The sequence below is a fragment of the Ruminiclostridium cellobioparum DSM 1351 = ATCC 15832 genome (assembly GCF_000621505.1).
Classification (GTDB): domain Bacteria; phylum Bacillota; class Clostridia; order Acetivibrionales; family DSM-1351; genus Ruminiclostridium; species Ruminiclostridium cellobioparum.
This window is the reverse complement of the sequence record NZ_JHYD01000003.1, coordinates 343,329-355,266: the sequence shown is the minus strand read 5'-3', so window position 1 is coordinate 355,266 and position 11,938 is coordinate 343,329. Positions and strand designations below refer to the sequence as shown.

At 39.3% G+C, this 11,938-nt stretch carries 14 protein-coding genes; 3 read left to right on the top strand and 11 right to left on the bottom strand.

The features are described from left to right. Nucleotides 1–71: 71 nt before the first annotated feature. The gene (locus tag T344_RS31220) at nucleotides 72–233 is read right to left on the bottom strand and encodes a hypothetical protein (RefSeq protein WP_169738693.1); all 162 of its coding nucleotides are present in this window, start codon (nucleotides 231–233) and stop codon (nucleotides 72–74) included. 138 nt (nucleotides 234–371) lie between these two features. Next, on the bottom strand, nucleotides 372–1,136 hold the full coding sequence (locus T344_RS0105585) for a MerR family transcriptional regulator (protein ID WP_027627883.1): 765 nt from the start codon (nucleotides 1,134–1,136) through the stop codon (nucleotides 372–374). A gap of 272 nt (nucleotides 1,137–1,408) precedes the next feature. On the opposite strand from T344_RS0105585, the gene T344_RS0105580 reads away from it, so the two are divergent. After that, nucleotides 1,409–1,981, top strand: a complete 573-nt coding sequence (locus T344_RS0105580; RefSeq protein ID WP_027627882.1) for a rubrerythrin — start codon at nucleotides 1,409–1,411, stop codon at nucleotides 1,979–1,981. Between the two features lie 91 nt (nucleotides 1,982–2,072). Here T344_RS0105580 and T344_RS0105575 read toward each other — a convergent pair whose 3' ends face one another. The 4 genes from T344_RS0105575 to T344_RS0105560 form a co-directional block, all read right to left on the bottom strand. Then, a complete protein-coding gene (locus T344_RS0105575; protein ID WP_004624091.1) occupies nucleotides 2,073–2,279 on the bottom strand; it encodes an alpha/beta-type small acid-soluble spore protein in 207 nt (68 codons plus the stop codon). 130 nt (nucleotides 2,280–2,409) lie between these two features. Then, nucleotides 2,410–2,637, bottom strand: a complete 228-nt coding sequence (locus T344_RS0105570; RefSeq protein WP_027627881.1) for a hypothetical protein — start codon at nucleotides 2,635–2,637, stop codon at nucleotides 2,410–2,412. Next, nucleotides 2,634–3,824 carry a Ger(x)C family spore germination protein gene (locus T344_RS0105565; RefSeq protein WP_027627880.1) on the bottom strand — a complete coding sequence of 397 codons (1,191 nt, stop codon included), beginning with the start codon at nucleotides 3,822–3,824 and terminating at the stop codon, nucleotides 2,634–2,636. Before T344_RS0105565 ends, T344_RS0105570 begins: the two co-directional genes overlap by 4 nt. Before the next feature lie 25 nt (nucleotides 3,825–3,849). Beyond that, nucleotides 3,850–5,442 (bottom strand): spore germination protein, encoded by a 1,593-nt coding sequence (locus T344_RS0105560; protein WP_027627879.1) that lies wholly within the window; start codon nucleotides 5,440–5,442, stop codon nucleotides 3,850–3,852. Nucleotides 5,443–5,593: 151 nt separating this feature from the next. Here T344_RS0105560 and T344_RS0105550 point away from each other — a divergent pair, with 151 nt between their 5' ends. Continuing rightward, the gene (locus T344_RS0105550; RefSeq protein ID WP_027627878.1) at nucleotides 5,594–6,697 is read left to right on the top strand and encodes a GerAB/ArcD/ProY family transporter; all 1,104 of its coding nucleotides are present in this window, start codon (nucleotides 5,594–5,596) and stop codon (nucleotides 6,695–6,697) included. A 14-nt stretch (nucleotides 6,698–6,711) separates the two neighbouring features. Here T344_RS0105550 and T344_RS0105545 read toward each other — a convergent pair whose 3' ends face one another. Continuing rightward, nucleotides 6,712–8,208: an MDR family MFS transporter gene (locus T344_RS0105545; protein ID WP_027627877.1), complete on the bottom strand. Its 1,497-nt coding sequence runs from the start codon at nucleotides 8,206–8,208 to the stop codon at nucleotides 6,712–6,714. A 134-nt stretch (nucleotides 8,209–8,342) separates the two neighbouring features. Between T344_RS0105545 and T344_RS0105540 the strand changes: the two genes are divergently transcribed. Then, nucleotides 8,343–8,936, top strand: a complete 594-nt coding sequence (locus T344_RS0105540) for a PadR family transcriptional regulator (protein ID WP_027627876.1) — start codon at nucleotides 8,343–8,345, stop codon at nucleotides 8,934–8,936. A gap of 119 nt (nucleotides 8,937–9,055) precedes the next feature. Here T344_RS0105540 and T344_RS0105535 read toward each other — a convergent pair whose 3' ends face one another. The 4 genes from T344_RS0105535 to T344_RS0105515 form a co-directional block, all read right to left on the bottom strand. Further along, nucleotides 9,056–9,655: an SdpI family protein gene (locus tag T344_RS0105535; protein WP_027627875.1), complete on the bottom strand. Its 600-nt coding sequence runs from the start codon at nucleotides 9,653–9,655 to the stop codon at nucleotides 9,056–9,058. 8 nt (nucleotides 9,656–9,663) lie between these two features. Further along, entirely contained in the window at nucleotides 9,664–9,924 is a 261-nt protein-coding gene (locus T344_RS0105530; protein WP_027627874.1) for an autorepressor SdpR family transcription factor, read from the bottom strand. A 558-nt stretch (nucleotides 9,925–10,482) separates the two neighbouring features. Further along, nucleotides 10,483–10,668 (bottom strand): hypothetical protein, encoded by a 186-nt coding sequence (locus T344_RS0105520; RefSeq protein WP_027627873.1) that lies wholly within the window; start codon nucleotides 10,666–10,668, stop codon nucleotides 10,483–10,485. 152 nt (nucleotides 10,669–10,820) lie between these two features. Further along, nucleotides 10,821–11,729 carry a hypothetical protein gene (locus T344_RS0105515; RefSeq protein WP_027627872.1) on the bottom strand — a complete coding sequence of 303 codons (909 nt, stop codon included), beginning with the start codon at nucleotides 11,727–11,729 and terminating at the stop codon, nucleotides 10,821–10,823. Nucleotides 11,730–11,938: the final 209 nt, after the last annotated feature.

Sequence of the window (11,938 nt, the reverse complement as noted above, 5' to 3'; positions counted from 1 at the left end):
CCCGGCTGGTTCATTTGAGTGAAGAGTTTAGATTTCCCGATTTTCCGCACGGTCATCGACTTACCCCGCCGCTAATGTGCTTTACTTGTGTAATTTCGGCCTATTAATCCGTCTATGGGCCTTTCGGTTTCCACATCCCCTTCAGACAGTATTTCACAATACTGCCCTGGATTAGACTTCCCGGTTTGTACCAGCACTACCGGGGAAGGACTTGCACCTTCGAGAATTTCCATGCTTCCAGACTCTAGAGTCGTTCTTGTCTCAACATCGTTCTCGATGTCTTTAACACATGGAACGGGGAAGCCTACGATTTCCCCTATGCGACTGCCTGTCGCACAAAAAGGCCAACCTCCGAAGGTTGGCCTTAAAAATTATTTATCCATTCCCGTATATACCAAAACTGCATCCCTGAGAAATTCTGCAGCACCCGGCCCTATCCTGTCATAGTATGACTTGAAGCGTTCATCCTCCACATACATCCGGGCAACACCGGCATGGGCTTCCCGGCTGTAGCTTCCCCATGTGAATGAAAGCCACTGACGGTGAAGTTCTGCGGCTTTTTGGCCCAGTTCACCTGCCGGAACGCTTGTCTCCATGGCGGCTCTCAAGGTTTCGTTTAACTCCTGCCCGAGTTTTTCAAACCTTTCATATTCTTCCCGGGTTAACCCCATCATTCTGCTGTTTGAATCATCAACCGCCTTATCACCGTATTTCTCTCTTATTTCCCTGCCGTATTTTTCTTCGTTTTCATTTATAAGCTTCTGTTTGAAGCCCTCAAATTTTTCCTTATCCGTCATTTTAATACTCCCTTCTGCTGCTGCCAGAGTCTTCTCAATATTGGCAAGCAATAAATTAATCTGTTCTCTCTTTGCCAGGAGTTTGGAATGTTGATCCCTTAATGCCTCCGTGCTGTTAAAGCCCGGCGTTGAAAGGATTTCCTTAATATTTTCCAGGCTCACCTCAAGCTCTCTGTAGAAAAGAATTTGCTGAAGCCTGTCAACCTCTGCCCTGCCGTATATCCTATACCCTGAGGAATTTATCCGTGCGGGTTTGAGAATACCAATTTCATCATAGTATCTAAGTGTTCTGGTGCTGACACCGGCTAAAGCCGCCAGTTTTTGCACTGTATATTCCATATATCGGCGCTGTACGGAACCGGTTATACCGGCTGCCCTTCCATGCCTTCACCTCCTCCCGGCAATCAGTTAAATATGTTCACAAGCAACGGCCGTTGATAATGCGTTTATTAACTGTTTAAACTCAATATACACCTTTACGCCGCGTAAATGTCAATACAAATTACTAATTTAACGTGTTGTGCTAATTGAAATTTCCTCACTAATTAAGCATTTCAAACATAATATAAATAAGTAAAAACATCTTTCAATTATAAAGCGAGGAGAACAATATGAGCTATACCCATCCCCATGGTCAGCCTCAGGGAGTGCCCAGAAAAGTAACAAATCTGCTTAGACAGGTAATGATAGCTGAAATTGTTGCCATAAACGGCTACCAAACCCATATACTAAATTCGGATATTGCTGCCATAAATGAAGCCTGGTACCATATTATGCTGGAGGAAAAGAGTCACTATATTATTGTTCTTAACTTACTGAGGAAGTATGACCCCGTTGAATATAAATATTTTACAACACCGCATGAAATCAATATAAGCCCTGAACCGGTGCAGGTTCCACAGCCTGTGCAAAATTCACATAGTGCACATTCTAATAACCGAAGATCCTCTTCCCAGGTACAGCCTGCCCGGATTACATATGACAAGCGGGTGATTTTGAATAATGTCAGAGATGATATAAAGGGAGAGTTGGAGGCCGTTATCCTGTACGAGGATGAAATTGCAGAAATTCAACAAAAAGATATACGGGTTGCCCTGCAAAAAATAATCAATGACGAAAAAGAACATACCGAGCACTTAACTCAGGTTCTGTTAGCTTTTGATCCAGATCCCTATAAACCCTGAGATCTTGGAGTTCTACATACCTTTATAAATAAGTATGAAAGTAAATCCTCAACCGTATAACCAAAAAAGGCCCTTTCAGGCCTTTTTTGGTTTACTTCTTCATATTCTTTTCCGCGTATTCAATCATCTTCCTAACCATATTACCGCCGATTTTTCCGGCATCTCTGGCAGTGATATCGCCATTATAACCTTCTTTAAGATTGATACCTTCTTCGGCAGCAGTTTCATATTTCAGTTTGTCAAGCTTGTCAGCTGCTTCAGGTACCAAAGTTCTGTTGCTGTTATTATTTTCTCCCATAAAGCATCGCTCCTTCTGAAATATAATTATCCTTTCGGACATCTATATTATATGCACATTTAATTTAAATACACTGAAAGAAAATAGCACTGCTGCAGTATTTTTGAAATATTAAATCAGCTGTAAACAGCTAGCTCCCGCCAACGGCCTTGCCAATGGGCTCAAAAAGCCTGTCCACAACAGACTGTCCCTGGAGTTGAAGGCCTGCCAACAGTAAAGCGCCTACCAATGTTGCAAGCCCCATGAACAGCGAGTAAACCATTACGGCCTTCAAACCGTCATCTTTGTATATTCGCCTGATTTGAAAAAAAGAAATAGTTCCCATAATTATGATTAATACAAAAATTTCAGCAATCATTTTTTCTTTATCTCATCTTCCTTTAAATAAAGTGGCGGACCAGACATTCCTGATGTTTTGATCCTAAAATCAACTGAAAGATATACATCCAATTCCGGGAAAATATAATCCCAATATCTCTCCAGTTTTTTCCATTGAGAAGGCTTGAACTGGCTGAAGGCCAGGCCGAAACCAAAAATATCGCAGCCTATCTCCTTTTGCGCTGATACAATGCAGTTTTCAACCTGTTTTCTGATTCTTTCATTTATGGTTTTTTGAACTATTTTTATATTATCCGGCACTGACAGATCTAGTTTGGTGTTATTGCCGTATATGGAACCGCTTCCTAATATTCTAATACTGATAACCGGTTTGTTTTCCTTCATTTCAGGTACTATCCTGGCCTCCTGGCTCTTTATGTTCACTCTTACAACTCCGTCATACCCGGGTACTTCTGCCGCAATTATTCCTTTTTTCTGCTTGCCCCTGGTCCATAGAAACCCCTCCGTTTTTTCCGAGTCAATGTAGCCTGCAAGCTTTAAATCTTTAAATAAAGCAAGTCCTGCGGTTTTAAAGCCTTCCTCACCCTCTCCTTTTTCAAAGGCTATGGCTATCCCCTGAACACCTTTACTGGATGAAGCAATCAGCAAATCGTGTATATTTGCATCAATGCCGACTCCCAACACTATCATTTCCCTCATTGCCTCCGTTGGTATCCTTTCTATGGGATAGTCCGACTTCAGCAAATCAATACCTTTTCCGCCTTTGGCAACAATAACATTGGTCCGCAGCCTGTTTTGAGGATCACGGCCAATGGAATCCAACATTATTTCCAGACCGTTTCTGGCCAGTTCCTCACCAAAAATTATTACTCTCCTGTGTCCTCTGAACAGCCTTCGCGGAAATTTCTTCTGTATGTTTTTTTCGGCATCACCGGGATCTATGCCAATTGCGGTTTCCACAACGTAGCTTTTCTTCCCCTGACCGCCCGCTCCTCCCTGTCCGCCGCTCTTGTTTCCTCCCGACGGAAGAAGTATCTGCACTGAATATTGCAGTTTTCCCCCGGGTGCCATATCATATGAGCTTGCTGTTATCAGGCCCAGATCATTTATTTCTGTCCTGTCCCAGCAGCCTGTCAGGAGAATTAGGCACAATGCAATATTTCCGGTAACCAGTAGTTTGACATACTTTTTATTTATTTTAAGCATCAATATTCACCCGCTTGATATGGAATTATTTTTTACTTCCGGGTTTGGGTTTCTGTCCATGAGGTATCCGGACATCATTCTCATCTGTTGTCAAATTAGGTCTTAAATTCATACTCCATATGGGCGCCCTTACCAAAACATCTTTCAGACCTTTAATATTAAGGGGTGCAACCGGTGAAAAATACGGAATACCAAAGGAGCGAAGATTCACAAGATGAGTGAGAATCCCTATGACTCCAAGTGTAACCCCGTACAACCCAAAGGATCCTGCTAAAAAAATCAAAGGGAATCTAAGTACTCGTATGGCATATGAAAAATTGTAACGGGGTATGGTAAATGATGCAATACCGGTGATTGACACAACTATTACCATTGGCGCCGATATAAGTCCTGCTTCCACCGCCGCCTGCCCTATGACCAGAGCTCCCACTATGCTGACGGCCTGTCCGACCGGCTTTGGCAGTCTAATCCCCGCTTCCCGCAATGCTTCAAAGGTAATTTCCATTATCAGGGCTTCAATAACTGCAGGAAACGGTGTGGGTTCCCTGTTGTCAATTATGCTCATCAGCAGCTTTGAAGGAATCATTTGCTGGTGGAAGGTGGTAACTGCCACATAGATGGATGGTGCTATTAATGCTATAAACGTGAATATCAGCCGGATTCCCCTGAGGAATGTGCTCATGGTAAATCTTTCATAATAATCCTCATTTGAATGTATCTGTCCCCAGAAAACCACAGGAACCGACAATGCAAAAGGAGTATTATCACAGAATATGGCAATCTTTCCCTCAAGCAGATTAGCAGCAATAACATCGGGCCGTTCTGTATTTTGAACTGTTGGGAAAGGGCTGAAAGGTGCATCTTCAATCAATTCTTCAATATAGCTGGATTCCATAACGCTGTCGATCTTGATACTTTCAACCCTGTTTCTGACTTCCTGTATAACCTTATCTACCGCAATTCCCTGTAAATACGCTATTGTCACTTTAGTCCGGGATATTTCCCCAATGAGGAAGGATTCCATTTTCAGTTTAGGCGTTCTTAGTCTCCTCCGGAGAAGGCTGATGTTAGTATTTATATCTTCTGTAAAGCCCTCACGGGGACCTCTGATAACAACTTCGGTAACAGGTTCGCTTATGCTTCGTCTTTCGCCCCCGCTGATCCCCAGCGACAGGACATTCACTTCACCGTCAACCAGCAGGGCGGTACTACCTTCCAATATACTCTTAACCGCTTCATCCATTGTGGAAATGCTTTTTATTTTTCCAACTGATAGTATCTGCTCCTCAACGAAATCAACTATACTGATATCAGCAGGAGAATCCACAGGATTCTGAGGATCCATCAGCTGCCTCAGGACTTCTTCATCCAGAAGCTTGGTATCTGTTATACCTTCCACATAGACTGCAAGAGCCTTTTTAAATTTTAAAATGGTGAACGGACGGATAACAATATCGGTGCAGCCCTTGAAAACCTCTCTTAAAAAAGCTTCATTCTCAGACAAGATATTGGTAAGCTCAAATTTCTGCAGCATAGCAGTATCTTCTTCCTGAAGCCTGTCATATTGTTTCTGTTTTTTTCTTCTAATGATATCTTCAACCTTCACAGGTTTTTTCACCGCATCACCTTCTTTTCAATTATATATATTATCTCTACCTCATATAATCTTATTCCGGCTGCAAAAAGATTCCTCAATATATATTTCATAAGTTATTTTTCAAAAGGATAAATTTAATTTATATGGTTAAACTTGATTGAGGAGGAGTCTTATGATTGGAAAACAAAAGGAGCATGTTTCAAGCACAGAAATATGGGCAGCCATGTTTATTTACATTACTGCCGATGCAATGACCGCCCCTATTGGAGGACAGGCAGGAAATCAATCCTGGCTTTCGATTTTAATCGCTATACTTTTAAGCCTTGGTGTGGCCTGGGTATATACTTACCTGTCGGATTCCCATTCCGGGAAATCAATTGTCGAGATAGCTGAAATGTCTTTAGGAAAATGGTTCGGTAAAATTATCGGATTTCTTTATGCGTGGTTTAGCTTTGAACTCAGCTCCTACAATCTGAAAAACAATTGGCAGATGACTTCTATTGTGGCTCTCCCCAATACGCCGGTTATTATAATTGCCATATCCGCTATGATTTTTGTGGTATGGATAACATATGGCGGCATAGAAACCATAAGCAGGCTGTCGATAATTTTCGTCCCCATACTTATAATTTATTTGGGAATCGCTTTTATACTGCTTGGCAGAGATTTTAACGTAAAAAATTTTCTTCCTATAGCAAATATTGATTGGAGAAAAGTACTCTATTCCTCCTTTCAGATCACTACATTACCTATGTCTCTCAGCGTTATATTTGTTATGATCTTCCCCAGTCTGAACAAAAAAGGACAGGCAAAGAAACCTGCTCTGGTTGCTGTTCTGACGGCAGGTATATTGATTCTCCTGTCGGATGTTTTATATGTACTTGTATTGGGACCGATTGTTCCGCAACTCACTTATCCTGGTTATACAACTTTTTCCTATATTGAGGCGGCTGACTTTTTAGACAGGGCTGAGATATTATTTTACAGTTTGTTTATATCGATTAATATCATCGAAATAAGCTTATCTCTTTATGTCTCCGCACTCTGCATCGCCAGATTTTTTGGTTTGAATAACTACAAGGTGTTATTGATACCTCTCGGCTTTTTGACAATTGAACAATCCTTATTCATTGTAAAAAATCATTCTGATCATATAAGCATAGCAGCCTACGGCTGGCCATGGTACGCCATAATTTTCCAGTTCTTAATCCCAATACTGTTAATTATAATTTCCGCTGTCAGGAAAAATCAACTTCAGGACAGTAACAGCAGTTAATTTAAAAGTAAATATCAAGATTCCTGACATTTTACACTTGGGATATTGCGATTTTCTAATACCGGCTGCTTATCTTCATCAGAATTCCCCTTTTTCAATATAAAGCATAAAGGAATTGCCAGCAGAACTATTATGACAGATATGAAATAAATATCATTTATACCCATTACAAAAGCCTTGTCCTCAAGCAAGGACTTGCTCAATTTTAATGCGGCTTCCTTTGTTACAAGGTCTGCAGCATGCTGCTTTGTCTGAAAGGTCAGCAAGGATGTAAATATACCTATCGACAGGCAGCCAATACTTTGCGCTGCCCAGTTGTTAACTGACGAACCGTTGCCAACAAGTTTTTTATCCAGTGAGGACATTCCCAGATTGGTCACCGGAGATGTGGCAAATGCTATACCTATATTTCTGAGGGTCATGCATAAAACTACATATATATGACTGCTTCCCAGAGATAAATGAGATAACAGATAGGATCCCACAGCCATTGAAATAATTCCGCCGATGACAAATATTCTGGGATCGACCCGGTTGTATAACTTGCCCACAATCAACATGCATAACGCCATGGCCAGCGATGAAGGAAGCATGATTAATCCGGCATCCAGAGCTGATAAATGTTGAGCGTTCTGCAAAAATAACGGCGTTAAAAGAGAACCTGCATAAAGGCCCATGGTTATGATACTTCTTATAATTACACTTATGGTAAAGCCTTTAAATTTAAATATTTCCAGATTTAAAATCGGATTTTTTGCGGTTATTTCCCGTATTATGAATAATACGAGAATTATTATGCCGGCTGACAGAAATAATATGGTTTTATACGAAGTCCATCCCCATTGGGCTGCTTCACTAAAAGCTGTCAATAGCAAAACACTTGCCGTCAGGCAGGTTGAGAAACCAACCAGATCAAAGCTGACAGGAGGGTTTAACTTATAGTACGGAACAGCTTTGATCACCAATAATGCAGCTATAATCCCGATAGGTACGTTCATTATGAATATTGCCTGCCAGCTGAAGTTTTGAATAAGCCAGCCGCTTATGGTAGGGCCGAATGCCGGAGCAAGCATGGCTGAGAGGCTCCAGAGGCTGATGGACATGGCCTGCTTTTTTCTGGGTATGATCTGGTAAATAATCGACATTGTGGAAGGCACTGCAAATCCGTTAAAGGCCCCCTGTAATATTCTAAATGCAATTAAAGTCTGTACATTCCATGATAATGCGCATAATAATGAGCATATGGTAAATCCGATAATGGAAATCAAATATGTTCTCTTATAACTGAATTTTTCTCCAAAATAACAGGTTATGGGAGCCATAATTCCCGTCGCAAGCATAAAACCAGTCATTGCCCATTTTACAGTATCCAGGCTGGTATTGTAATGCTCCATTAAATATGGCAGGGCAATATTAATAGTACTTGAAGCAAGTGTCATCAGAAATGCACCTGTGACCACTGCCGTCATAAATAACCCATAACCGGACTTTTTTTGTTCAATTGTTTCCATTTATTATCTCCAATCCTAATAACATATGTAAGCATAAATTATTTATTTAATTGATTATATGTCAATAATGACATATAATATAATATGCTTGAAATATTGATATGTCAATATTGACATATTCAGAAGGAGAGTTTATGAGCAAATTATCTTATGGTTTATTAAGTTTTTTATCTACCGAACCACTTACAGGATATGATTTAATGCTGAAACTCAATCACTTCTGGAGTACCACTCACAGCGCAATCTATCCCCTGCTGGCAGAACTGGAAGAAAAGAATTATGTCACATTCACGCTTATAGAACAAAACGGCAAGCCCGATAAAAAAGTTTATGAGATTACAGATAATGGAAGGTCCGTTCTGAAGGACTGGATCTCCTCTCCCACCGATGAGGCCGTTAGAAAAGATGAGATGATGTTAAAAATATATTGCATTCAGGGCTTTGATAAAGCAACCATTGATAAATTAATTGATGAAATGGAAAACAGATATAAAAAACAGCTCATAAAACACACTGAGTCCCTGGAAAAGCTGAAGTCCTCGGTCGGCAATAAATTTAACTCCTGTAATGCACAAAGATTCGGTTCTTACCTGATCCTTCAAAAAATAGTATGCGATGTGAAAATTGGAATCGAGTGGTGCAAATGGATTCGCATCTTATGCAATAAAAACGATGGGATCAACTGTCTTGACCATAACTTTCAGGATTTTTTGAAAAGCCTGGAATAGTCTTTCATGTCAGGCGTCCGTGATTAGAATTTTAGGCATTATTCACCACTCCCGAGGTTATTTTATCATGAAAATGTAAACGGAAGTTAAACTCTTTCCCATCCCAAGTGAGGAGAATATTACTGCTTCTTTCCTGATATTCTCAGATAATAGTAATAGCAGGAATAAAGACTTGGAATAGCAACCCATGCAATAAATCCCCATTTTGCAAATTCTTCAGCATCAATCAATAATCCACCAATAAGTATTATTATAACTATTGGAAATGTCAAATATCCTAACATTCTGTGTGCTATTTTCCATGTCATCTCATCACGAATTGTCCATGGCAGCCTTAATCCCATATACCTGTTAAACGGAAATTTTGGTGCGACGTTTCCCAAACCAATAATAACTACAATAACAAAAGTAAGTTCCATAATACTCTGATTATCCTTAACAAACGGTAACTCCGATGACCAATTCATGATCCCAAAACAGACAGCTACCAGTAACATCGAGAGCAGATTCATTCTTCTCATAGTCTTAACTTTGGGATTATCTGCTGATAATCCTGCAATCTTAGGCGTATAAACGTGAAATATTATCAAAAGAATAAATATTAATATTCCTACCATAGTAAGTGCTGCATTGGTGTCCGGTGCTAGGAATCCACAAATCAATGCGACTAAAGATAAAATACAAACTATTAATTCGAAAACGCTATAATTTTTATTCATAATCTGCCCTACTCCTTTTCAAAAAATGTCATAAAGTTACTTATTGCTTCTTGTAATACGGATATATTTATTGAATATATTACATACAAGCCTTTCTTTTCAGAAGATATCAACTCAGCTTCTCTCAGAATATCTAAATGCTTTGTTATGGCCGGTTTCGACATATTAAAATTTTCAGAAATTTCACCTGCACTCATATCTTTTTCTCTGAGCAATTTTAAAATTTCCCGTCTTGTCGGATCTCCCAAAGCCTTAAATACATTCGCCACGTTACGCCTCCTTTAACTCATTTAACTATTTAACTATTTAGTTAAATAGTATCATTTAATTTTACTATTGTCAAATTGATCATTATATATTGAATGGATTTAAAATTTCGCATAAAGTTCTATCTTCTCACGAAAAAAAGTTCCATATCAACCCCGAGATAAGTTGATATGGAACTTTTTTTACATCTGAATGAAAACTCGAACCTCCTTACGGAGAATTACGTATCTTATTTATTGTTCAACACTATATTCATAAAATATCACCATTTCAAAAATCTCGTCTGAAAATCCTGTTTGCTGCTGAAAGCGTCAACAATTTCTATACGGCTATCTGCCACACGGTATACCAAAAAATGCTCTCCTTGTATTAGCTTACGCAGGTTATCATCACCAAAGCGCTCGTCCGCAACGCCTAAAAACGGAAATCCTTCAAGCCGCCTTGCATAAATTACCAAATTACTACTACTTTTTCAGCTTTATTCGGAGAAAACTGCGTTATATATGCCTTGATGGATTCAAGGCTTTCAATTGCTTGTTTGGACCAATAGATGCTGTATTTCATCGGCAAAACATCGCCTCTACCTGCTCCTGAGTGTAGACATTATCAGATTTTATATCAGAAAGACCAGCGTTGATTCCAGCCTTCAAATATGCATTATACAGTGCATCTACTAAATATTCCTCATCAAACATTATTTCGTCAGGTAATTTCATAAGCATATTAATGACATCGTTCTTTGACATCGCTTTCACGCTCCTTTATCTATAGTAAAGCATATATATAAACTATTTACACGATGGTCTCACACTTTGGTCCGATATATATTTCTTTAATCAAACTTCACTGCGGCCTGAGCGGCTGCAAGCAAAATAGGCCACATTATGGTACACTCCAACTAATTGGCATCTACTTGATTTATATATTTTAAATTTTTAATAATCAAATCACATTTCCACCAGTTTTTCGCAATCGCCCATTCTTCCTGATATTCACTCCATGACCAGGTTATCGCCCATGTTCCATCCTCTCTCTGTGTTTTAATAATAAACTTACATTCATAGTCTGCAATTTCTTTATTCTCTTTATAGAATTCATCCTCTTTTGAGCTTATGAACAAAGATGGCTTACATACATATTCAATCGCCCATTTGCTTTTATCATATGTAATAATCTCTTTTATCTGCTGACTTAAGATGTCCCTAAATTCTGTCATATCAATCAGCTCATTCACATTTGCTTCTGTCAAATACTCATATAACCGAGTAAAACAGGAAACTGTATGCATTGAATCCAATGGATAATTGTCTTTAAAATATTTATAGGATTCCTTTGCCAGCTTGCATCCTAATGTATAAATCGAACTGTCTCTGTCTGCATACTTGACAATAAACCCTGCCAGACATGCCGTCGGATTATAGGATTGCTCCTGCCCTGATGTATATCTCCACCAAGGTGCATGTGGATAATCATTATTTGTTGGTATTGAATTTGCCCAAACTTTTCCGTCAAAATCTTTATCGCTGTTTAAATAACATAGTATCCCTTGAACAATCGGATGTTTACCATCTTCTATATGTAATTCTCTGAAAATTTCTGTTGCAACCCATGTTTGTACCGGGGCTGAAGCAGGATTCCAGCAATCCGGCTCTAGTGCATTCCCAAATCCCCCATCGCGGTTTTGATACATCTCCAAAGCACTCAATACATCTTCTTTACACCCATCTTCAAATAGAAATTTCCACCTCGCTATATCTAATGGTCGTGCATTTTTGTATATATATTTTTTTGCTTTTTCAAAATGCATTTTTAAAATCCCTCCGCCATCTTTTTGCAAACATATGTTCGTAATAATTATATAGTATATCCATCTTCAAATCAAGCTTCTCACAGAACCGCACGAGAAAGTCTCCTTTCATACGGCTCTTACCTTTGAATTCATAGTTCCATACCGATTTTCCAATGAGCAAATGGTTCTCTTTTCTATATGCCTATATACAGTTTCTATTCGTCAGT